The sequence below is a fragment of the Aquimarina sp. genome, assembly GCF_977115655.1.
Map to the genome: position 1 here is coordinate 40,038 of NZ_CDSBKO010000034.1, position 22,541 is coordinate 62,578.

The window sequence follows — 22,541 nt, forward strand, 5'->3', positions numbered from 1 at the left end:
ACCAAAATCAAGGTAAATCTTAATGTAAAAACACCTATTGTTATACTTACAAACAGGTGTTTTATGTATTCTTAAAGGCTAAAGCCACACGCTTTTAATTTCAAATAATTAACTAATAGGAATATTTGGGCATTGTGAGTAGTCAAAAGGTGTAGCCCCCTCAACGGTTGGATAAGGATCATCCCCTAAGTCACAATCATTATAAATACAACAAACCCAATTAATTTCGGATTGACGGAGTAATGCAGAAAATCGTTGTCTTGCCTTTCTATGGCATATTATAAATGCCGGTCTTCCCTCACCTAACGAACCATAAGTTTCATCACACCTATCTACTTCTCTGGTATAAGGCTTTAATATAGCTTGTCTTGGTGGATCGCATACTTCAAAAAAGCAATGTACTTCCTCGTTTGTATAATCTTTTCTTAGTATACCTGCTGTATTGGTCCGGTTGTACCTAATCTCCATAAGGGTTTGATGCATTAGTCTACCAATAATTAAAACATCTTGATTTATTAGATCAAAACGTTGCGTTAACTGTTCCCATTCTTCATTAAGTTGATCATAAACAGCATTCATTTGTACAACATTTTCAAATCCCAAAGCTACAGCCAATTCGATTTGCTGCATATTATTTAGCTCAGATTCTTCCAAAAGTTGTAATACTTTGCTATAATCATTGATATGGCTTATTGTAATAGCAATATTCTTTATGTGTTCTCTAAACTTTGGATCTTTTTCCATATTAGCAAAATCTTCAACCATTATTTCTTCAGGTATCTGTTCCTCTGCAGATGAATCCTTATTACATGAGATTAAGCCGCAAAGTATTAGTATGCTTAACAAAAAAAAAATTGATGTTTTTTTAATAAATAACATGATTTATGATTTTAAATTGATACTCAAAATTAAATCGAAATCTTTTCAAAAAAGGTTCAAGTTATAATTTGACACTTCTATATTTTATTCATTGCAGATACTCTATTAGTGGTAATCCTATCATTTCTTATAAATTACGTGAATCGAATCCCAGAAATAAGGCTACCTTTGTAATATCAAAAAACATATTCAAATTGACTTTTCGAGATCTAAATTTAAGTACCCAACTCCTTAACGCCCTTGATGATTTAGGGTTTGATACTCCAACTGCCATACAGGAGCAAGCATTTGCACCGGTAATGTCTGGTAAAGATGTGGTAGGTATCGCACAAACCGGTACCGGTAAAACGTATGCCTATATGCTTCCTATTTTGAGGATGCTCAAATATTCTGTACAAGATAATCCAAGGGTATTGGTATTGGTCCCCACCCGTGAACTTGTTGTACAGGTAGTGGACGAAATCGAAAAATTATCTGTCTATCTTAATATGCGTATTACAGGAGTGTATGGCGGTACCAATATAAACACTCAAAAACAAACGGTTGCGCAAGGATTGGATATTATTGTTGCTACACCTGGTCGTTTATATGATCTTGCAGTAAGCAGAGTTTTACAACTTAAATCGGTTCAAAAACTAGTAATAGATGAAGTGGATGTAATGCTGGACCTGGGATTTAGACATCAATTAATGAATATTTTTGATATCCTTCCGCAGCAACGACAAAACATTATGTTTTCTGCTACTATGACAGAAGATGTAGATCAAATGATTTCTGAAATATTTGTTACCCCACAAAGAATATCTGTTGCAAAAAGTGGAACACCTCTGGAAAACATTAAACAATATGGTTATAAAGTGCCTAACTTTTATACAAAAGTAAACCTGTTAGAGCATTTACTTGCCGATACCGAGACTTTTCATAAAACCATAATTTTTGTTGGCTATAAAAAGATTGCAGATCGTTTGTTTGAGAAATTAGAAAAAAATTACAAAGAAGAAATTTGTATTATCCACTCCAATAAAACCCAAAACTACAGATTGCGAAGTATAGAGCAATTTAGAAAAGGAGAAAATAGAATTTTGATTGCTACCGATGTAATGGCAAGGGGATTGGATATAGAAAATGTAAGCCAGGTAATTAATCTGGATACCCCAGAATATCCCGAAAATTATATGCACCGTATTGGTAGAACAGGGCGTGCAGAAAAAGAAGGTGTTTCGTTTGTGCTTACTACAGAAAAAGAACAAGAACATCTGGATGCTATCGAAAATTTAATGGAAATGAAAATCGAGCAATTGGATATTCCTAATGGTGTCGAAATCTCGGATCAACTTACTCCAGAAGAGCAACCAAAAGTTATGGAAATAAACAATCCTCATAAACGCCCTAATGATGAGGTAGGAGCTTCGTTTCATGAAAAGAAAGAAAAAAACAAAAAAGTAAATTTGGGTGGTTCCTATCAAAGAGAAATTAAAAAGAAATACAAAAAACCAAAAACAAAAGGAGATAAAATACATAACTTGAAAAATAAAAACAAGAAGCGATAATAGAATTACTTTTTTACTTTCAGCAAAATAGTGTAAATCTCTTTATTGCCAATATCATTAAATTACTAAAAAACATATAATTCTTTCTTATGGATTTGAATCTTGCCGTATTGATCGATGGGGACAACATACCACCCGCCTATATAAAAGAAATGATGGAAGAAATTGCAAAATATGGCAATCCAACCATCAAAAGAATTTATGGGGATTGGACAAAACCAGATCTTGCAAAGTGGAAAAAAATCCTTTTAGAAAATGCTATTACCCCTATCCAGCAATATGGATATACAAAAGGTAAAAACGCTACCGATTCTGCAATGATTATAGATGCCATGGATATTTTATATTCTGAAAAAGTAACTGGCTTTTGTTTGGTATCCAGCGATAGTGATTTTACCCGTTTGGCCACAAGGCTTAGAGAAGCCGGAATGAAAGTTTTTGGAATTGGAGAAAAAAAGACTCCTAACCCGTTTATTGCAGCTTGCGATAAATTTATTTATCTCGAAATCCTTAAATACGAGGCAGAAGAAAATGAATCTGAATCTACAGATAGTAAACCCTTGCCTAAAAACAATATAGATAAAATTACTATAAAAGATATTAAATTAATTTCGCATACCATATCTGATGTAGCAGACGATGATGGCTGGGCTTTTTTGGGAGATGTTGGTAGCTTGTTACAAAAAAAACAACCCAATTTTGATTCCAGAAACTATGGTTTTCAAAAATTAACCCCTTTAATACAATCTATCAAACATTTTGAAATAGAGCAGCGCGAAGCCGCAAAAGGGCGCTCTAAACTTATCTATGTTCGAAATAAAAAGCAGAACAGAACTTCTTCCAAAAAGTAATAATTATTTTAAATTTAGCCCAAACAACCCACATATAATCAATGGCTTCTATTTTTGCACACGGATTTGTTGCTTATGCCTTTGGCAAAAGTTTTTCTAAAGCAGTATATTCTAAAAAACTTTGGCTATTAGGTATATTCTGTGCAATACTGCCAGATGCAGATGTACTAGGCTTTAAGTTTGGTATTGCTTATGAAGATTTCTGGGGACATCGGGGATTTTCACACTCTTTAGTATTCGCATGGATTTTGGCAGTGGTACTTACTTTTGCTTTTTATACCAATAAGTTCTTTTCTAAAACCGGGATTGCTTTGCTTCTTTATTTTATGATTTGCACGGCTTCTCACGGCATTCTCGATGCTATGACTACAGGAGGATTAGGTATTGCGTTCTTCTCCCCTTTTGATAACACCCGATACTTTTTACCATACAGACCTATTCAGGTTTCTCCCATTGGTGCCAGCAATTTTTTTAGTATTTGGGGTGTTAAAGTACTCCTAAGTGAATTGATCTGGGTAGCAATACCAGCAAGTATATATATGATTCTAATTAGGTCTTTTAAAAAACATCTGCATAAACCAAATTAAAACACCTTACTCTCCAAAAGTTCTTTTTTAAACCCCGACAGTATTTGAACGAGGTTAGGGGCTTCATTTTTAAACTACGACGCTCCTTGGATGAGGTTGGACAACATCAAGATGTACTCTGAAGTCCTCTATATCAGGTCAGAGACTACCAAGGTGTCCTTTGCAGGTTTCAAAATGAGGTTTGACAGGAAAGAATATGAACTGGAATTTAAAATTATTTGAAAAAATACAGTACCTGACATGTTGATAAAAGAGTATATTTATAGATTGAGATAAAATATGGTATGCTGCTTCGTATTTTTACCTTTTTTATTGATGAATTTAAGGTGTTTTTCCAGTTATACACAGCAGCAGATAAATGTTATAGCCTTATACTATCCATAAAACCAAACCTAAAAGATTATGTTCGGAATAATAAACTTTGAAACTTTTTTAATAGCTGGATTGATTTTGAATTTAACGCCAGGAGCTGACACATTTTATATACTTGGCAGAAGTATTGCTCAAGGAAAAAAAGCAGGTGTTTTATCTGCTTTAGGAATATCTACAGGAGCGGTTTTTCATATTATTTTTGCAACATTAGGATTATCGGTTATACTTGCTAAATCAGCAATGGCTTTTGAAATAGTAAAATATTTAGGAGCAGCATACCTGGTTTTTTTAGGACTTAAAACGATCTTTAAAAAAGCAGAAGGAAAATTTGAATTGAAAAATGAAAATGGTACGGTGAATTATAAAAAAATATACTTCTCGGGAATTATGACCAATATTTTGAATCCGAAAGTAGCATTATTTTTTCTAGCTTTCTTACCACAATTTATTGACCCAAATTATGTGCAAAATTCACTTCCCTTTTTGATTTTAGGAATTACATTTTTACTTACCGGAACAATTTGGTGTTTAATTTTAGCTTTATTCGCTTCAAAATTATCTAACCGAATTAGAAAAAATTATAAAATAAAAATGTGGTTGGACAAAATAACCGGCGGAATTTTTGTCGCTCTTGGGATAAAACTCGCTTTAATGAAAAAATAACTATTGCCAGTCGGGTAGATAGCTGCCAATATCCATAGATATCGGAGTACCTTGCATCGCAAAGCATAGGCAAGGGGTAATTTTTTTCTCCAGGCCTGTTTTGATTTTTCTTGTCTGGTTTTTCTTCGTATCCATAAAGATTGTGCATGTCGCAATGCAGCTGCACGAACCGTAATATCCTCTACATATTGTTGCCAATCCAGATTAATTCCTAATAGTGCTTTTTTATCCTCTTGTGCCCATAGGTATAAGTTTTCGGTTTCCTGTAGATGATAAGTATCTATAGGTATATTGGAGATTTTTATATTTTCTGTAGAGATAGCTTTTAGGACAGCAGGCTTTTCGACATATCTTTATGGTAAACCTAGGATAATAAATGTAAAAGTTGATCGGTAGATACAATAGTGGCAAACTCGTCTTTTAAGCTGGCTATAGCAGTATCGTGTATTAATTGTGCGCTATATTTTTGTCCGTTCGCACCTGCTTTATTAAAAGTAGCTACTGCATCCTCTGCTAAATAGGTTTTAAAACCAAAATTACCAGCCATCCTGGTAGTGGTAGATACGCAATGATCGGTAGTAAGCCCAATAATTACCAGAGTATCTATATTTTTGTTTTCCAGCTGTTCTTTAAGATCGGTACCGATAAAAGCACTGTTTACTTCTTTTTGTATAACCGATTCTTGCGATAACGGAGTATTAAAATCCATAAAATCATTGCCTGTGTTATTTTTAGATAGGGGAGATGCAGGATTGGCAGAACAGTGTTGTATATGAAATACAGGTAGGTTGTTTTCTCTCCAAAAAATCAGTAGCTTTTCCATATTTGTTTCTGCATTTGGATTATTGCGTTCTTCGCCCCAATAGGCTACCTCTTCAAAGCCTTTTTGTATATCGATTAACAGCAGGGCAGGGGAGTCGCTTTTGGATAATTTCATAGATATATATTGTTTATACTACTTTTTATGTTGCATTTTACCTTCTTATTAAAGGGATCTTAGTCGCCCGGGTTTATGAAGCAAATACCATATAATACACAGGATGTTTCAAATATAAATTTTATGTCGAAACAATAGCGGGATTATAATTTCTTTTTGTTAATCTGCTCAAAAAAATCTTTACGATATGTTTCTCCTATCGGGATGGGGGTATCTTTAATGTATACATGAAACGAATCTGTTTTTTGTATATGCGGGATCGCAACAAGGTAAGATTTATGGATTTTGGTAAAGATAGCAGATGGCAAAACGCTTTCGATATGTTTTAAAGTGCTGTAGGTTATGATTTGTTTGTTTGGTAAATGAACAGCAATATAGTTTTTTAGTCCCTCGATATACAATATATCAGTTAGATATACTTTTTCGTAGTTGTTTTTACCATCGGTTTTTACAAATAAGTACTCCTTCGTAGCAATACTATCGGTAGGTAACGTATCTTTTTGTTTTACTTTAAGAACACTCTGGTAAAAACGCTCAAACTCAAAAGGTTTTAATAAATAGTCCACAGCGTTTAGGGCATACCCCTCTAATGCAAATTGCGGGTAGGCAGTAGTAAAAATAATCTGTACCTTATCCTTAACAATTTTGGATAGTTGTATGCCCGACAGATCGGGCATTTGTATATCCAGAAAAACCAAATCAACTTCTCCGTTTTCGATACATTGAAGCGCTTCTAATGCTTTTGTGGTAGTGGCAGTAAGTTCTAAAAAAGGAACTTTACCTACATAGTTTTCCAGCAAACGTATTGCGGGGGGTTCATCATCTACAATAAGACAACGTATTGGTGTACTCATACAGGTATTTTTAGGTACGCCTCAAAATAAGAATTTTCTTCTTTTTTAAGTAGCGTAAAATCATTTTTAAAAAGAATAGTTAGCCTTCGGGATATACTGGCATACCCGATACCTTGTTCTGTATATTTTTCTGAAGCCGCAATTTTATTTCTGGTATTAATTTCAATGGCATCCGGATAGATAGTAATGGTAATAGTAGCTTTGGCAGATGTATCATTAACAATACCATGTTTAAATACGTTTTCTACAAAATGAATTAATAACATGGCAGGTATTTTTTGATTGGTAACACTACCATGTACCTTATATTCAACTGCCAGATTATCTTCATACCGTTTTTTATAAAAATAAAGATAATCTGTAATAAATTTAAGGTCTTTTTCTAAAGGTATTTTATCCTCATTTGCCTCATAGGTTACAAATCGTAGTAAATCCGAAAGCCTGTGGATATCTGCTGCTATTTTTGGTTGTTCTAGGATTAGATCAGAGTAAAAGCTGTTAAGGGTATTAAATAAAAAATGAGGATCTAATTGAGATTTAAGCAAAGTAACTTCTGCTTTTTGATTTTCAATTTTTAATTGATGGATTGCATCTTTATGATCTACAAATCTAAAAAACAGGTAGATGGCAGTGCTAAATAATAAACTTTTTGAGGCGTAATAAGAATTATCAAATACATAGTATCCAAAATACCTAAAGTTGTCACCGTAGTTATGTAGCCCGGTAATAGAATACAATACAACCTCTTCTAGCAAATACCGAATACCGGCATATAAGAAAACCAAAACAATTGCCCCCAAAATGTATGGTACAACACGCTTTCTCGAAAGCATAAAAGGACATAATACTTTATAATTGATCACATAAATGCTAAAAAAAGTAATGTACATAGCGATAGTATATAAAAACATGGGGTAGCTAAAATATTCTGTCCAGTTACTTCTTGGTTTATATATATAGTCCCCATATATATCCATTAGGATAATTAATATACCAAGAAAAAAATGGTATTTATAGCGATGTTTATATTCGATCATGCTTCAAAAATAGTGTTTTGAACAGTTAATTTATATGTTTTTGGTTGCAACAGCCATTTTTTGTGTACCAACAAGGCAAACTGCACAACCAAATAAAAAAAGACTGTTTTGATTGCCGTTTGTCCGGCAAATAGCAAGGTAGGTGTAAACGGGCGTTTTTTTTAGGCAGGATGCTTTTATTTTGCTTCAAAAATTAAGGATTATGAAGCCATTTATTATACTAATGATGATAACCATGTTATTGTCTTGTAAAAAAGAACCAGAAAATATAAATATTGCGGATATTGAAAAAAGAATTACCATACCCGTTATAGACTCCTCTTATATAGCAACAAAAGCGACCTATTTTAAAGTTGTAGATACTACTATTACAGGAGAAGGCCGTGCAATATTAGAGCGTATTATTTCTAAATCGCAGTTTGTGATGTTCGGAGAACGGCATGGCTCAAAAGCTACCTCACAATTGATAACTAGTCTTATTCCGATGCTATATAAGGCAGGCTTTAATCACACTGCTTTTGAAGTGGGGCCTTATTCTGCAAAAAAGCTGATAGAACTTAGTACACCACCATCATCTACAGTACAAAGTATGAAACAGTTTACTGCACAATATGCTTTTAAAGAAGATCACCAGATTCCAATTCCTTTTTTTGACGGTGTAGAGGATGCCCATTTTCTTCAGGCTATTCGTGAACGGGATATGAATATCTGGGGACTTGATCAGGAATACTATTCATCTGCATTGTTTTTCATGGATGAACTGCTCACTTTTGTTAGAAATGACCCGGGTTATGAAATTCTTAAATCAGAAAAAGAACAAGCCTCTGCAATAATTGCCTCGTGGTATGCAAAAGATACGATACGGGATTCTAATATTAATATTTTTGAGGAAATCCAAAAAGAACCCGCCGTGCAACGGTACTTAAGTCGCTTTGGCGAAAATGAGGACACCAAAAAGATGGTCAAAGATCTAGAAATTAGTTGGGATATATATAACCGTTGGCGACAGGATTCGCATGCCGATCGAATAAGTTATATGCGTGCTAATTTTTTAATGAATTATAAAAAAGCAACGCAAACAGAATTAAAACCTAAAGTATTCTTGAAATTCGGAAATCTACATGCCTCAAAAATAGTAACAGGTGGATGCTATGACCTCGGAAATCTTGTAACTCAACTTGCAAAAGAAAATAGTACTAAAGCAACTATTATTAATACATGGCATCGGTTTTATATTGATGAAAAAGGAGAAGAATTGGATTACTTGGAAAAATATGCTTCTTACTATAAACGCCTGCAAGATTTTATGTCCCTTGCAAAACGAGACCAGTGGACCATCATTGATTTAGAAACTATACGCAAAGATGTTCAGGAAGGCAGAATAGCACTACCGGTAAACGGTGATTATCACAAAATAAAGAGCCTGATCGATGGGTATGATTATCAACTCATATTGCCTATCGACCAAAGAGTAACACCAAACAAAAACTAATATACACCTATTCAATAATTTTAAAACAATACAATTATGCGTAACCTTATTTCAGCATTAAGTTTTCTATTAGCAATTGGTATTTCGTGTAGAGCACAGGAACAAAAACCGATTATTAGTGTTTTGGGCATGGTGCATTTACATAATCCCGGTGCAGATGCAGTAAACATGGATATGGGTAATATCTACTCCAGCAAAAGACAAGCAGAATTAAAAGAACTCCTGGATCTTATAGTTACGTTTAAACCAACCAAGATTGCGGTAGAAAAACCACTGGGAGATACGTTGTGGGGCGAGGTATACTATAAAAAATACCTGAACAATATGTTGGAAAAAGAGATAGAAGAAAAAGATAAATGGGTACTCCCCAGCGAGCTTGTTCAAATATCATATCCATTAGCAAAAAGGATGGGGAACGATAAAGTATACCCAATAGATGCCCATACAGAATTTGATATGGATTCTGTAATAGCTTATGCGAAACAGCATAATCAAAACAGGCAGATAGAAGAGTTTGAAAAACTAATTAGCGGTATGCAAAAGCATACAGAAACAGTATCGAAAGGATCTGTTCTGGATATTGTAAAGTTTGCTAATTCTGAAGATTTTGACAAAAATTATAACCAAACATTTTATCTAAAACATTTGGTGTCTTTTGGTGAAGAGGGCAATTATATCGGTACCGATGTGGTTTCTAAATGGTATTTCAGAAACTTAAAAATCTTTACCAACCTTAACAGGATTGTAACTCCAAAGGATAGGGTTTTGGTTATTTATGGAGCAGGACACAAAGATATTTTGGTAGATCTTATTAAAGACAGGGCAGACTGGGAGTATTATGATATCAATCAAATTCTGCATGCAAAGAAATAAAATTGTTATAAAGAGCTTGCCGAATTGTTAAATTAAATAATCGAAGTGCCAAACTGAATCTGCCGAAGTTTTACCCTGTTCTTTTTTGGGTTATAAGTAAATTATACTATTTCAAAGTTAAAATAGTATTATGTGTATTTGTTTAACGAAATGAATGAGTTTTAATTAAAAAAACGAACTATATGTTTATATATGGTTAACAATTGTACATAATTTGTAAATAATCATTAATATTTTTTTAAAGATGATATTAAGTTTGTAAGTTTGTGATACACAAACGATTTTGAATTTTTACTGAGGAAGGTTTATGGGGCCAGAATTATAACTACGTAAATATTCAAAACTTAAAACCTAAAAAATGAAACGTATTTTAACAATCGTCATAGCCTTTATGACGGTAATCAGTTTTGCACAAACTCAACTGCAAAAACCCAGCGAATTAGTATCCCAACAAAAATCTTTGGGATCCAATTTTGAAACAACCAAACTCTTCACTTCCATTGATCAACAAAAAAGTAACATACAGGTTCCTAAAGAACTTAAGGATTATGTATTGCTTTCTTTAGATCAGAGCAAAATGAAGTCTTTACAAGGTAATTACCCGAATACTATGAATTTTAGTATTCCTGGTCAAAAATCAGCAATGTCACTAGACCTTGTTAAAGTAAGTATCAGAACAGATGATTTTTCGGCTATAGATATGCCTTCTGGCAAGGCACTTTCTCGTGATGATATCGCACACTATCGGGGTGTGGTAAAAGGCCAGCCTAATTCGTTGGTTGCTCTAAGTTTTTATGAAGATAAGGTATCTGGTTTTATTAGTGTCGATGGCCAGGACGGTAATATGGTAGTTGGACCTGTTAAAAACAGTAAGAGCCATATTCTATATAAAGATAAGGAAATTAGTCATTTGAATGGTTTTTCTTGTCAGGTAGAAGACAATATGGAAAAAGGAGGGTACACTATTGAAGAATTGGCGGATAACCCACAAAGTAAAGCTGCTGCAAAGTGTGTGAAAATGTTTTTTGACATCTGCACAGATATTGTTAACGATAAAGGAGGGGCACAACAAGCTACTAACTATATCGAAGCGGTATTTAACCAAGTAGCAGCACTATATGCCAATGACCAGATATCTATTAAATTATCGGGTACCAAAGCCTGGACTTCTAACCAGCCATTTAGCAATAATAGCTTGGATAGCTATATTAATTATAAAAACCAAAATGGTATTAATGGAGATTTAGCGCACATGGTAAATTATAGCTTTAGTGGAGGAGTAGCCGGAGGAATAGGAACCCTGTGCAACTCATCAAGAAAAGCAGCAGTTTCTGGTATCCAAGGTAATTATCAAAATATACCTACCTATTCTTTCGATGTTTTTTTAATATCGCATGAGACAGGGCATAATGTGGGGTCATATCATACACATGCATGTGTGTGGAACGGAAATAATACCGCAATAGATGGATGTGCAGGGTATACAGAATCTCCAAACGGAGGAAGTTGTGCGTTGCCAGGGAATCCTGCAGGTGGGGGAACTATTATGAGCTATTGCCCAAAAACCAGCGTTGGAGTGAATTTTAATAAAGGATTTGGTTCACAACCAGCTAATGTTATCCGTAATTATATTGCGGGATCTGGTTGTTTACAATCTTGTGATGGTGGTGGATGTAACACAGGAGATGCTATATCGGTAACCTTTACCAATAATACAGATTGTACTTTAGAGTATTTCCAGAACAATTCTTTAAAAGGATCTGCCAATGCCGGTGGTTCGTACAATGCAAATACTACTGTAGGTAGTGCATGGCAAGCCAAAAAAGCCTCAGGAGGAGATACGGTAGATAACTTTACTATTGCTTGTGGTCAAACCACGTACAACTCTTCAGGAAACTGTAGTAGCGGGGGTGGTAACTGTGATGGTGTACCACCATATAGTTCTTCTCAGACATATAATGTAGGGGACAAGGTAACCTATAACGGCTCTTTATATGAAAAAACTGCCACAGGATGGATTAATTTAGGACCTTGTACCACAACAACCGATCCTTGTGCAGGAGTAGCACCATATAGTTCTTCTCAGACATATAATGTAGGAGACAAAGTAACCTATAATGGTTCCTTATATGAAAAAACTGCTACAGGATGGAAAAATTTGGGACCTTGTGCTGGAGCATTCACTGCATTTAAAGAAGATGGACCAGCAGGAGGACTAAGCTTTACAGTATATCCTAACCCTGCAAAAGATCTTTTAAATCTCGAAATTAATAATGTGAAGTCTTCTTCTACAATCACTATCAAAGATATGAACGGAAGAACATTAGAAATTATAGAGTTACAAACACCTCCGGGAAGTGCAGCAAGAAAAACGATAGATATTAGTAAATTATCTACAGGTATCTATTTTGTACAAGTAACTACTGGTACAAAAACTCTTACACAAAAGATTTTTGTAAAATAATTTTTAAATAATTAATAATAAAATTGGCCCTATTAAGGAGGCTGTCTCTACAGACAGCCTCTTTTTTGTTTTATAAAGAAAGAATAGTAAATACCATTTTATTTAAGAACTGGTATAAAAGTATATTTTGTATTAATAGTATTATCTTTAAAACATATATCTATAAATAGAGCGATTAAAACTTTATGTTATTTGATACTAGAAAACAATCCTTTTATTAATCATGAGAATTTACATTAAATATATGGTGAGCCTTCGTTGTAAAATGATGGTAAAAGAGGAGTTAAAAAAAATAGGAATTAAGTATGTTGTCGTAGAACTTGGTATGGTAGAAATATTAGAAGATATAACCAAAGAACAACGAAGTATATTAAAGCAAAATTTAATGAAATCTGGGTTAGAAGTACTAGATAATAAAAAGAGTATCCTGATTGAAAAAATAAAAAATGTAATAACAGATATGGTTCATTATAAAGATGAATTATTAAAAGTAAATTACTCAGATTATATAAGTGAAAAAATTAGGATATGATTACACCTATCTGGCTAATACGTTTTCTGAAGTAAAAGGTATTACCATTCAGCAATTTATTATTATGCATAAAATAGAGCGAGTAAAAGAATTACTGATCTATGATGATTTAAATCTTACCGAAATTTCTTATAAAATGCATTATAGTAGTGTCGCTCATTTGTCGGGTCAATTTAAAAAAGTAACAGGATTAACCCCTACATTTTATAAGCAATTAAAAAATAAAAAAAAGTCGAATCTCGAAGATCTTTAAATCTTCATTCCAGATTAATCCACATTGTGGATTTTAATTCTCCAGGGCTTGCCTCGAAAACAAAATATATTTTCGGAAGGCATATCTCGTGAGCTTGCTCCGAGGTTATTGATTTATCCAAGATTTTGCTCGAAAAACAAAACATACCTTTTGTAAGTATATCCTGTGCGCTTTCCTTTTTATTATTTCTGTAGGTTCCATTTTGCAAAGGAACTATTTCAAAGTTGCGTTGGTAGTTTGTAGTATCGTTTGTAAAGAAATAAATTAGCAAAACATGGGATATATGTAATAATTTACAAGAATTATAGAATACTTATTAGCCTAAAAACAGCGATCTTTATATGTTAAACAAAATCACTTTAACCCGCCTTATCCATATCTTTAAGATTTGTATTGCCTGTCTTAGATTGTTGAAGACCAGTAAAATTAATAGTATTCAATTACATTTCGATACGTTCAATAGGACAATTAAATATATTTTAGTCTTAAGATAACGATATGGATAAGTTGGGGTTTAAGGATTAATAAAACCCATACAATGTCAAAAGAAAAAGAAGGTAAAGCTAAATCAGGTAAAAAGGCGCCAGAAAGAAATCTTAAAGAAAAAAGAGCTGCAAAAGCGCAAAAGAGAGCTGATAACAAGAGGCAAGGCTAACTTGTGTATGATTTTAGTATCCGTTATTATAGGGGTTTTATTTTTTTTATAATTACTAATTGACCAATCTTTTGGATCTTCAAGGGTTACTTTATTGAATAAATTAATCCTTTTGGGGATCCAAATAAAATAAAAAGAAGCCATTTAATATTAAATCATGAAACTAATAAAATCTACAATAAGCAAATACAAAGCAGGAGATATTGTATTTGCCAAAGTGAGTCCTAGAATTTCGCTTGTAGTAAGACGATATATGAATGGGATATATTACTGTGAATTTCAAAATGACCCAGATAGATGGGAATTGGGGCTATTTTTAAAAGCACTGGTAGGAGGTTAAATTAGATCTCAAAGTTAAATTTTCTTAATATAATTAATAATTAAAACATGAAAAATTCAGCAATTGTATATTGTGAAAATGAATTTGGTAAACTGGATGGAAAAGTTGCAAATGGCCTTGTCAGACATTCAGATAAATATAAAATTGTTGGTATCATAGATAGTTCCAAATCAGGTCTTGATGCTGGGGAGTATTTAGATGGAATTAAAAGTGGAATACCAATATTTCATGATTTTCATCAGGCTATTACAATTTTGGATAACATTCCAGAATATTTCATTTACGGAATAGCTCCTTTAGAGCCCACACTTAGCACTAAAGAAAAAGAAATCGTTTATGAGGCTGTTAAGTCAGGAATGCATATTGTAAATGGGCTTCCAGAGTTCTTTTCAGACGATAAAGTTTGTACGGATCTTGCAAAAAAATATGGAGTATCTATTTTTGATGTAAGAAAACCACCATCCAAAGAAAACCTGCATAGTTTTACTGGTAAGATAAGAGATGTACAAACACCGATAATAACAGTGTCTGGTACCGATTGTGCAGTTGGTAAACGTACTACAGCACTTAAGTTGGTAGAAGCTTTGCAAAAAGAAGGTTTACATGCCATTTTTATTACTACAGGTCAAACAGGTATATTACAAGGTTCAAAATATGGTATTGCAATAGATATGTTAAGTTCTGGTTTTGCCTCTGGAGAGGTTGAAAATGCTATTCTAGAAGCACTTAAAGAGCAGCCAGATATTATTGTAGTTGAAGGGCAAGGAGCTCTTAGTCACCCCTCATTTACCTCTTGAAGTGCCATTATAAGAGGTGCTATGCCAAAAGCAATCATCTTACAGCATCCTCCAAAAAGAAAAACCAGGTGTGATTTTCCTAAAATTTTAATGCCAACACTAGAAAGTGAAATAAAAATGCTGGAAGTTTTCTCAGGAGCCAAAGTAATTGCAATTACAATCAATCATGAGGGAATGAATAATCAAGAAGTAGAAAGCATAACGATGATGTATGAAGAAAAGTACCAACTACCAGCTACAGATGTTTTAAAAAATGGCTGCGACAAGCTTATAGAAAAAATTTATGAAGTATTTCCTGACTTAAGATCCGTAAAACCTGTGCTGTGGGAATCCCAAGATTAGAAATCAACCATGAAAAAATAGCTCACAATTGTGCATTGCTTACTCAAATATATGCAGCTAATAAAATCTCGGTTTGCGCAGTTACTAAGGGGGGTATGCGGAGATTTAATGATCGCCCAAACACTGGTGTCTACAGGGGGTAACTATGCTTGCAGATTCTAAAGTATCCAATCTTAAAAAAATGCGAGAAGGAGGTATTTTGGCCACATTTTTACTTATAGGAACTCCAATGCTTAGTCAAGCTCGCAGCATCATTAAATGGGCAGATATTAGTAATAATTCGGAGTTGGTAGTAATTAAAGAACTAGCAAAGTATGCTTGTCTTATAGGAGTTACTCATAAGATTATACTTATGGTAGAAATGGGAGATTTGCGCGAAGGGATAATGCCTTCCCGTTTAGATAATATGGTAAAAAAAGTACTAAAACTAAAAGGAATTAAATTGGTGGGTATTGGTACAAATTTAGCATGTTTTGGAGGTATCCAGCCAAGTAAGGATAAAATGGAATCCCTATCTGCTATGGCAGAGTGTATCGAACAAAAATATCATATTTCATTACCATATATTTCAGGAGGAAACTCTGCAAATTATGGCTGGTTTAGATCAACTCCTGATATTGGTAAAATCAATCATTTACGACTTGGGGAATCTATTTTTTTAGGAGTAGATCCTGTTAATAGACGTCCAATCCCAAATCTTTATACAGATGTTTTTAATTTGGTTGCTGAGGTGACCGAATTAAAGATTAAGCCCTCTATACCATACGGAAAAAAAGGGCAGAATGCATTTGGTCATATTTTACATTTTCCCGATAGAGGAAAAATTTCAAGAGCAATACTAGGAATCGGACTTCAGGATGTGGATGTATCAGGGTTAAAATCAAATCTGGATATCTCTATCCTAGGGGTAGGAAGTGACCATACTATTATCGACCCACAAAAAACTAATCTTAAAACAGGAGATGAGGTGTCTTTTAGCCTTAATTATACTGCATTACTATCTGCAATGACCTCTCCTTATGTTGAAAAAATAAATATTGTTTCTTATGAACTCGAAGGAATACTGTGATCAAGTAGAATCTCAAGATATTTTACATAAAAAACTCGAAAAAAAATTCTTTATTAAAGACAATGGATCTCCCTTAGTTAGTCTTAAAGATACTGGTATACATTTAATTTATGAACCTTCTATTATAAAGGGATATAAGTATATGGTACGAGAAGAATTAGTAGAAAAAATCGAGAGAATTAGCAATCATCTAGAACAAAATGATAAAACTTTAGTAATACGTTCTTCATGGAGATCTTTTGAGCATCAAAGATTATTATGGGAACTTACCGTTTTTGGCATGCAAAAGAAATATCCTAATAAAAAAGTGAAGGAGATAAATGAAATTGTTTCTTATTACATAGCTCCCGAAAAAAAGTCAACACACTCTACTGGTGGAGCAATAGATGCATTGATATATGATAAGAAAAAGGATCAAGTCCTAAATTTTGGAACTAATAATGGATATAAAATCGATCTCAATAAAAAATGTTATCCTTATCATCCAGCAATTAGCCAGGAAGCTAAAGAAAATAGAAAATTACTTATTGATCTATTTGAAAACGAGGATTTTGTGTGTGATATGAAAGAATATTGGCATTTTGACTACGGTAATGTAGGCTGGGCAATAGAAAAAGGTAAAGATCATGCTATTTATGATATAATTATACCAATTATATTTTGAATTTACCGTAAAAGGAAATAATGATTTTTTTCTTTTTATGAATTAGAAAATTAAAACATAGCCTTAGTTACGATTTCATTTTATGATGAAATAGAAAGGAAAAAAGGGTGTTTTATTGCGGTAAATTCAAAGTGTAATTGGTATTAGATGAGTTATAGATAAATCAACATAAAATAACATTAATCTTTATAGTAAAAAATCGAATTACTACGTTAAAAATACTCGTCATAGCTCTGCTATGACTGCGTTTTTTGCCTTGAACTTCGATTTTTTCCTTTATAAATATTTTATGCCATTTCATATTAATACCAATTATACTTTGAATTTACCGTAAAAGAAAATAATTATATTTAATAATCAAGTATTTATAAATAAAAAGCACAAATACAGAACATAAATTATGTAATAATTCGACTAATAAACCAAAGTTTTAGCACTTTGATTCTTTGTTAAAGATGTTCTTTTATTTAAAAATTACTCCGTATTTTAGGTTTGTTTTGTTATCCAATAAGGATAGATATTCATATCAAACCTAAAATATAATCTCTTTGGTTGCTTTTAATCTATTAGAGTTCTCCGTTTATATTAGCCAAACAAGCTTTGCCACTTTTTTGGTTAATATCTATAGATAATTACAAATTAACGCGTTCATTTTTATTTCAAAATACATCTAAGTAATTAAAAAAACAAAGCTATTTACCAAACAATTCTTATCATTTTTTGGCTACCTGTCTGGAGAAAAAAAGATACCAACCAATAGGCAAAACCCTCTTATGGCAAAAAAACCGAAAACCAGAAGAGAAAAAATGATTCAGGAAATGATCCATAAAATGGTTGGTAGATGAGAGATATTGATTGTTATGGAAAGACAAGAAAAATTGAGACTAAGCTTACGGTTTTCCATAAAAAAATAGAGTCATGAAAAAACAATTCTAATTATTTTACGGTATTACCATAGCGTATTTAAGGTTTTGATTCACAGTGTTATATATTCATTTTTAACGTTTTATATTTATTTTTTTTATAGCTAGTGTTTTTGCCTTAATTTTTGGGGAATATTTGGATTAAAAAACAGTAAAATCCGTTCAAAAAGAGGGCAAAAGTACATCCAAAATATTTGAAATTCACTATATATTTTCAACTATTAATTCCTTAGTTTTGAATTGTAAATCAATGAGTTAATTAATAAATTGACTTTATTTTAACAATATATAAAACTTTAAAATTTATATTATGAAAATTAATTTATCAGTATTTCGTATTCTTTTTCTATTTTTATCCATAATGATTTTTACAAATTGTGATACCCCAGATTCTAATGATGAAATTTATGAAATTGAAACCAAAGGAGCCGATAAAGGTATTGATAGACCTGGCACACAAAATTCAAATATTAGCGAATCGGGTAACTAATATTATAACCGAAGAAAAAGTATCATTCCGAGCTAGGATAATTGGCACTATTTTTATCTCTTTGTCTGGAGGGTTATTATATTTAGACAAGTTATTGGTTTATCTAAATTTTGAAAGTGATTTAACTTTCGGATTCTCTAATTTCAGTAATTTTCTATGGGCGTTTACACAAAGTGTAGCGCCTATTTTGATGATTTTAGGGATGTATTTTAAACCGCTAAAATTTTCTTTCCTCATAGCAATATATTGCTATGCTCTCCAAATACTCTGGATTTTTGGACCAAGTTATTCAGAAAGTGCAATTGGGCATCTTTTTGCAATAGGTTTTTGTGTTATTTTTATTGTGCTTGTTTTCTTTATAAAAAAAATTATTGTTTTACTAAATATGCGAAAAGGCAATGATGAACAATTCATTGCAGAAGCTAAAGATGTTTTAGAAATATTAAAATCAAAAGTATTAGAAGAAAGTAAAATTGAGGTGCGATGAAGAGAGATTTATTAATAGAAATTATAGATTTAAAAAAGAAACTACTTAAAAATGATATTAATATAGACAATGCCATAGATAAGTTTTTTTTACTTATAAATCATTATCAAGATGAATCAAATTCTGATCAAGAAATTATCATATTCGAAAAACGATTACCAAAAATCGAAAAATTTTTCTTAGAAAAAAACATGAAAATTCAAAAGAAGATCAAGAAACTAAATAAAATTCTAATACTGCAAGAACTAGGAATAAAATTCAGTCAAGAAGAATTAAACGAATTGTTGTACGATACTAAAACACTTTAATTAATCTCTTTTTTTACTATTTAAAATTATATGTTTTTCTAATAATTCGGCTTTAGCTTGATTTCGATGAAAATCAATAAATAACTTAACACTTGGTATTTTTTCGTATTCATCTTGATGCCCTAAACAAAATATTGCCATTTCTTCTAATGTTAATTTATCTTTATCAGAAACATCCATCGCTATAACTGCATTTTTACTTTTATTTAATATACTTTCTGCTAGTTTCTGTCTTAAAAATACACCAACAGTCTTAGGTACTTTTTGGTCATTATATTCCCACGCTTGAACCGTTCTTGTACCTACATCAATAATCTCAGCTAATGCAGCTTGTGTTAACCCTAATTTTTTTCTTATTTCTTTTAGTTCCTTGGCATTCATTTGTGTTAAAATACGTGATTTTAGCGTTTATTTAGTTATTTTTCTTTATAAATACGCAATTTTTACGTATATTTGAATAGCGATATTCGTAAAGATACTTATTTTAAAAACACATTTTAAATTACGATAGATTTTTATACGAGAAAATTGCGCGTATTATATTTATAATTAAGTCTAACATTAGAGAAAACACCCCGCTTAGTTTCTCAAAATCAATTTGGTTAGCTTTTAACTAATCAAGTAGATAGTTTATAAAGATTATGAGATAAAAAATGGGAAAAAAAGATATAAAAAGAAAACGAGTAGAGAGTTGGTTAATTGAAAATCAAAAAATCTTAAATATTACGGGACTTGAAACTAAGTTACAGTTTCCTAAAGGTACTATTCATAAATTCATAAAGTATGAACGTAAAATGACAGATCATAGAATTGAAACGATAGACAATATGATTAAAAATATAGTTTATAACTACATAGATGAAATATAAATACAGAATAATTATGAAAAATACCATATAGTGTATTGAAGACTTAGTCTATAATTTTTTTTAAACTAAAAAACTCTATGGTGTAAAATAATTTTACTCCAAATAAAAAAATCAAAACAGGAGTAGTAAACTAATGGCAATCCAATTGCTCCTGTATTAACATAAAAAATATATCGATAACCCAAATAAATTGAAAACATGAAAACAATTGTAAAATCAAGCCCAGAAAAAGACAGCAGGATTTTTGAAGCGCAGGTACTTAAACTATTGCATATAGAGCAATGGCACTTTAATTACTCTATAGACCAATATAAAAGCTACGCGATTTTGTTACGTAACTGGATCAAAGATTGCCGTAAACAAGGGCAAACCGCCTTTGATGTAGCAAATACCATTCGTAAATCCCCATTAGCATTAGATAGTATAACACAAGGAGAAGCACTATGTTTTCATCCAATTGTCGTTATGCCAACTCATACATTACCCTTAAACAAGTAAACGCATTTTCAAAACAGGTGAGGTAAAAGGAATCGCGGGGGTGGTCTAAAGCTTTTTGTAAGTTGAGTTTGTGTTAAAGCCCCTTGCTTAAGGATTGCCCCCGCAGCCTTTTACTAAAATTAAGTGTATTAAAGTAGTACTTAAAAAAATGAAAAACAAACATGCACTACTGTTATAGCTTTTTATGGGGTTTATTATTGGGGTTGTCCTTACTATAATCCGTGAAAAATTAAAAAAATAGAAGTATTGGAATGCGAAAAACAAGCAGTAAAACAGGGATTACATGGGTATGGAGGCAACTCGTAAGTAAGTACCTGATATAAAAAAGCTCGGCTCTTGGGGAAGTGTTTTGCTTTCTTTCAGGAAGCTTGCTTAATTCCATCGGTCGGTTGCCAAAGTACCCGAATCTCTTTGTAAAAATACTAAAATAAAAATGGAAACCATTGTTTTAGACATATTAATAAATATAACTATTCTGGTCTTAGGGCTTATCCTTGGGTATATGATCGGGATAAAAAACGGAAAAATGTAAAGAATCAGAAGCCCGAAGTGTTTTTGATGTTGAGTACCGTAAAAACTCTCTTCCCTTTGGGGAAAATGTAAAACCCAAAAATTTTAAATGTAAAATGACAAAAAAAACACTTTGCAATCTAAAATCATTGTTGCCGTTCCTTTTCTTACAGCTTTTTATTTCCATTAGCTGTTTTGGGCAATCCCCAGAAAAAAATCTGGAAGCTGTATTTTTAAAAGAAGTGATCCGCTTTGAAGGTATTACCTATGCTGGTGACAGGGTTTTTGGGATTTACCCCAATAGGGAAACCGCAAATGAGGTGGTACAAAGCTATATGTCGCGTAACAAAAACACCAAATACGAGCTTACCTATAAATCCATCCACCCCTCTTTTATAGAAACTGCTAAAGGAGAAGATGTTTTTGCACAATTTACCCAGATCTGCCCCAAGGGATATAAGCTGCTTACCAAAGAAGAATATAACGCTATCACCATTATGGCAAAAGATACAACCGATGCAGCCGATGCAGCTGTATGGTACTATATGAAAACCAAAAAGGAAAAAGAAGAAAATGCCAGAAACCATGTAAAAAGTCTTTTTACTACCTATAAAAAATATGTAATGCAGTAAACTCTTAATAACTATTGACCACCAAAATGATAACACACCAAGACACAATCATCCAGAACGTTTTTAAACAATTGGATGGGTTAGAAAAGATAGATATATATGATATCCTCTTAAAAATCGAAACCATGCTTATGGACTTTAAAAGCCCGATACAATATGAAGAGATTAAAAAACAGATAGAAAACAACTCCATAAATAATATCAGCGCAGTAGACGGTTATGGATATTGTTATCTGTACGACCATTGCCGGTATATCAAAATATACAAGATCAAAACCTTATTGCCTGATTTTTTGGTTGGCGAGTATATGTATTTTATCACGCCCTGGCAATTAAAGCTAATGGAGTATACCAAAGAGAACCTTAAAGATTTTTTTAAAGGGAACCATCTGGAAGCTATAACCCTTGATTTTTTGAAAAAATATCCCCCAAAAAGCAAGAACCCCGTAACTGGTCGTTTACGGTTCTTAGAGTTGTTAGACCAAATCGACCCAGATTAATTTTGTGTACCGCCCCAAAACCCCGAAACCAAATATATCCACGAACCCCTGCTTATGTTTTTTTATAAAAAACACCTCGGTGTCCGAAAATGAAACTTTTAACCTGTAATATT

Annotated in this window: 21 protein-coding genes and 2 pseudogenes; 18 read left to right on the forward strand and 5 right to left on the reverse strand. The window is 32.5% G+C overall.

All coding sequences use genetic code 11. The features are described from left to right. Positions 1-108 precede the first annotated feature (108 nt). A complete protein-coding gene (locus tag ACZIYX_RS14440) occupies positions 109-846 on the reverse strand; it encodes a hypothetical protein (RefSeq protein WP_462682959.1) in 738 nt (245 codons plus the stop codon). 227 nt (positions 847-1,073) lie between these two features. Here ACZIYX_RS14440 and ACZIYX_RS14445 point away from each other — a divergent pair, with 227 nt between their 5' ends. From ACZIYX_RS14445 to ACZIYX_RS14460, 4 genes are all read left to right on the forward strand, one after another. Then, the gene (locus ACZIYX_RS14445) at positions 1,074-2,429 is read left to right on the forward strand and encodes a DEAD/DEAH box helicase (RefSeq protein ID WP_462682960.1); all 1,356 of its coding nucleotides are present in this window, start codon (positions 1,074-1,076) and stop codon (positions 2,427-2,429) included. 89 nt (positions 2,430-2,518) lie between these two features. Continuing rightward, positions 2,519-3,280, forward strand: a complete 762-nt coding sequence (locus ACZIYX_RS14450) for an NYN domain-containing protein (protein ID WP_462682961.1) — start codon at positions 2,519-2,521, stop codon at positions 3,278-3,280. Between the two features lie 41 nt (positions 3,281-3,321). Further along, positions 3,322-3,867, forward strand: coding sequence for a metal-dependent hydrolase (locus ACZIYX_RS14455; protein ID WP_462682962.1), 546 nt, complete (start codon positions 3,322-3,324; stop codon positions 3,865-3,867). Positions 3,868-4,269: 402 nt separating this feature from the next. Continuing rightward, a complete protein-coding gene (locus tag ACZIYX_RS14460) occupies positions 4,270-4,902 on the forward strand; it encodes a LysE family translocator (RefSeq protein WP_462682963.1) in 633 nt (210 codons plus the stop codon). A 364-nt stretch (positions 4,903-5,266) separates the two neighbouring features. Here ACZIYX_RS14460 and ACZIYX_RS14465 read toward each other — a convergent pair whose 3' ends face one another. The 3 genes from ACZIYX_RS14465 to ACZIYX_RS14475 form a co-directional block, all read right to left on the reverse strand. Next, positions 5,267-5,839 carry a cysteine hydrolase family protein gene (locus tag ACZIYX_RS14465; protein ID WP_462682964.1) on the reverse strand — a complete coding sequence of 191 codons (573 nt, stop codon included), beginning with the start codon at positions 5,837-5,839 and terminating at the stop codon, positions 5,267-5,269. A 143-nt stretch (positions 5,840-5,982) separates the two neighbouring features. Continuing rightward, positions 5,983-6,693, reverse strand: a complete 711-nt coding sequence (locus tag ACZIYX_RS14470) for a LytR/AlgR family response regulator transcription factor (RefSeq protein ID WP_462682965.1) — start codon at positions 6,691-6,693, stop codon at positions 5,983-5,985. Continuing rightward, a complete protein-coding gene (locus tag ACZIYX_RS14475; protein WP_462682966.1) occupies positions 6,690-7,730 on the reverse strand; it encodes a sensor histidine kinase in 1,041 nt (346 codons plus the stop codon). The genes ACZIYX_RS14470 and ACZIYX_RS14475 overlap by 4 nt, the downstream gene beginning before the upstream one ends. A 202-nt stretch (positions 7,731-7,932) precedes the next feature. Here ACZIYX_RS14475 and ACZIYX_RS14480 point away from each other — a divergent pair, with 202 nt between their 5' ends. From ACZIYX_RS14480 to ACZIYX_RS14525, 10 genes and pseudogenes are all read left to right on the forward strand, one after another. Continuing rightward, positions 7,933-9,222 carry a hypothetical protein gene (locus ACZIYX_RS14480; protein WP_462682967.1) on the forward strand — a complete coding sequence of 430 codons (1,290 nt, stop codon included), beginning with the start codon at positions 7,933-7,935 and terminating at the stop codon, positions 9,220-9,222. Positions 9,223-9,258: 36 nt separating this feature from the next. Further along, positions 9,259-10,095 carry a DUF5694 domain-containing protein gene (locus tag ACZIYX_RS14485; protein WP_462682968.1) on the forward strand — a complete coding sequence of 279 codons (837 nt, stop codon included), beginning with the start codon at positions 9,259-9,261 and terminating at the stop codon, positions 10,093-10,095. 358 nt (positions 10,096-10,453) lie between these two features. Next, a complete protein-coding gene (locus tag ACZIYX_RS14490) occupies positions 10,454-12,559 on the forward strand; it encodes a T9SS type A sorting domain-containing protein (RefSeq protein WP_462682969.1) in 2,106 nt (701 codons plus the stop codon). Between the two features lie 223 nt (positions 12,560-12,782). Then, a pseudogene (locus tag ACZIYX_RS14495) lies at positions 12,783-13,344 on the forward strand (helix-turn-helix domain-containing protein). An 812-nt stretch (positions 13,345-14,156) separates the two neighbouring features. After that, positions 14,157-14,339 (forward strand): hypothetical protein, encoded by a 183-nt coding sequence (locus ACZIYX_RS14500; RefSeq protein ID WP_462682970.1) that lies wholly within the window; start codon positions 14,157-14,159, stop codon positions 14,337-14,339. Positions 14,340-14,386: 47 nt separating this feature from the next. After that, a pseudogene (locus ACZIYX_RS14505) lies at positions 14,387-15,478 on the forward strand (DUF1611 domain-containing protein). Between the two features lie 145 nt (positions 15,479-15,623). Beyond that, positions 15,624-16,547 (forward strand): alanine racemase, encoded by a 924-nt coding sequence (locus ACZIYX_RS14510; RefSeq protein ID WP_462682971.1) that lies wholly within the window; start codon positions 15,624-15,626, stop codon positions 16,545-16,547. Beyond that, positions 16,525-17,211, forward strand: a complete 687-nt coding sequence (locus ACZIYX_RS14515) for a M15 family metallopeptidase (protein ID WP_462682972.1) — start codon at positions 16,525-16,527, stop codon at positions 17,209-17,211. Before ACZIYX_RS14510 ends, ACZIYX_RS14515 begins: the two co-directional genes overlap by 23 nt. 1,321 nt (positions 17,212-18,532) lie before the next feature. Further along, complete coding sequence (locus tag ACZIYX_RS14520; protein ID WP_462682973.1) at positions 18,533-19,111, forward strand: hypothetical protein; 579 nt, start codon at positions 18,533-18,535, stop codon at positions 19,109-19,111. After that, entirely contained in the window at positions 19,108-19,419 is a 312-nt protein-coding gene (locus tag ACZIYX_RS14525; protein ID WP_462682974.1) for a hypothetical protein, read from the forward strand. Before ACZIYX_RS14520 ends, ACZIYX_RS14525 begins: the two co-directional genes overlap by 4 nt. On the opposite strand, the gene ACZIYX_RS14530 is transcribed toward ACZIYX_RS14525, so the two are convergent. Further along, positions 19,420-19,800 (reverse strand): helix-turn-helix domain-containing protein, encoded by a 381-nt coding sequence (locus ACZIYX_RS14530; protein ID WP_462682975.1) that lies wholly within the window; start codon positions 19,798-19,800, stop codon positions 19,420-19,422. It lies immediately after the preceding gene. 272 nt (positions 19,801-20,072) lie between these two features. Here ACZIYX_RS14530 and ACZIYX_RS14535 point away from each other — a divergent pair, with 272 nt between their 5' ends. From ACZIYX_RS14535 to ACZIYX_RS14550, 4 genes are all read left to right on the forward strand, one after another. Further along, positions 20,073-20,288 (forward strand): hypothetical protein, encoded by a 216-nt coding sequence (locus ACZIYX_RS14535; RefSeq protein ID WP_462682976.1) that lies wholly within the window; start codon positions 20,073-20,075, stop codon positions 20,286-20,288. 198 nt (positions 20,289-20,486) lie between these two features. Then, positions 20,487-20,786 carry a hypothetical protein gene (locus ACZIYX_RS14540; protein ID WP_462682977.1) on the forward strand — a complete coding sequence of 100 codons (300 nt, stop codon included), beginning with the start codon at positions 20,487-20,489 and terminating at the stop codon, positions 20,784-20,786. A gap of 626 nt (positions 20,787-21,412) precedes the next feature. Then, positions 21,413-21,928, forward strand: a complete 516-nt coding sequence (locus ACZIYX_RS14545) for a hypothetical protein (RefSeq protein ID WP_462682978.1) — start codon at positions 21,413-21,415, stop codon at positions 21,926-21,928. A 26-nt stretch (positions 21,929-21,954) separates the two neighbouring features. Beyond that, positions 21,955-22,428, forward strand: a complete 474-nt coding sequence (locus ACZIYX_RS14550; protein ID WP_462682979.1) for a hypothetical protein — start codon at positions 21,955-21,957, stop codon at positions 22,426-22,428. Positions 22,429-22,541 lie beyond the last annotated feature (113 nt).

Coding starts and splice junctions, on each gene's coding strand:
- ACZIYX_RS14450 (WP_462682961.1), top strand. CDS start 2,519: ATGGATTTGAATCTTGCCGTATTGATCGATGGGGACAACATACCACCC.
- ACZIYX_RS14455 (WP_462682962.1), top strand. CDS start 3,322: ATGGCTTCTATTTTTGCACACGGATTTGTTGCTTATGCCTTTGGCAAA.
- ACZIYX_RS14460 (WP_462682963.1), top strand. CDS start 4,270: ATGTTCGGAATAATAAACTTTGAAACTTTTTTAATAGCTGGATTGATT.
- ACZIYX_RS14465 (WP_462682964.1), bottom strand. CDS start 5,839: ATGAAATTATCCAAAAGCGACTCCCCTGCCCTGCTGTTAATCGATATA.
- ACZIYX_RS14470 (WP_462682965.1), bottom strand. CDS start 6,693: ATGAGTACACCAATACGTTGTCTTATTGTAGATGATGAACCCCCCGCA.
- ACZIYX_RS14475 (WP_462682966.1), bottom strand. CDS start 7,730: ATGATCGAATATAAACATCGCTATAAATACCATTTTTTTCTTGGTATA.
- ACZIYX_RS14480 (WP_462682967.1), top strand. CDS start 7,933: ATGAAGCCATTTATTATACTAATGATGATAACCATGTTATTGTCTTGT.
- ACZIYX_RS14485 (WP_462682968.1), top strand. CDS start 9,259: ATGCGTAACCTTATTTCAGCATTAAGTTTTCTATTAGCAATTGGTATT.
- ACZIYX_RS14490 (WP_462682969.1), top strand. CDS start 10,454: ATGAAACGTATTTTAACAATCGTCATAGCCTTTATGACGGTAATCAGT.
- ACZIYX_RS14500 (WP_462682970.1), top strand. CDS start 14,157: ATGAAACTAATAAAATCTACAATAAGCAAATACAAAGCAGGAGATATT.
- ACZIYX_RS14510 (WP_462682971.1), top strand. CDS start 15,624: ATGCTTGCAGATTCTAAAGTATCCAATCTTAAAAAAATGCGAGAAGGA.
- ACZIYX_RS14515 (WP_462682972.1), top strand. CDS start 16,525: ATGAACTCGAAGGAATACTGTGATCAAGTAGAATCTCAAGATATTTTA.
- ACZIYX_RS14520 (WP_462682973.1), top strand. CDS start 18,533: ATGAAATTTATGAAATTGAAACCAAAGGAGCCGATAAAGGTATTGATA.
- ACZIYX_RS14525 (WP_462682974.1), top strand. CDS start 19,108: ATGAAGAGAGATTTATTAATAGAAATTATAGATTTAAAAAAGAAACTA.
- ACZIYX_RS14530 (WP_462682975.1), bottom strand. CDS start 19,800: ATGAATGCCAAGGAACTAAAAGAAATAAGAAAAAAATTAGGGTTAACA.
- ACZIYX_RS14535 (WP_462682976.1), top strand. CDS start 20,073: ATGGGAAAAAAAGATATAAAAAGAAAACGAGTAGAGAGTTGGTTAATT.
- ACZIYX_RS14540 (WP_462682977.1), top strand. CDS start 20,487: ATGAAAACAATTGTAAAATCAAGCCCAGAAAAAGACAGCAGGATTTTT.
- ACZIYX_RS14545 (WP_462682978.1), top strand. CDS start 21,413: ATGACAAAAAAAACACTTTGCAATCTAAAATCATTGTTGCCGTTCCTT.
- ACZIYX_RS14550 (WP_462682979.1), top strand. CDS start 21,955: ATGATAACACACCAAGACACAATCATCCAGAACGTTTTTAAACAATTG.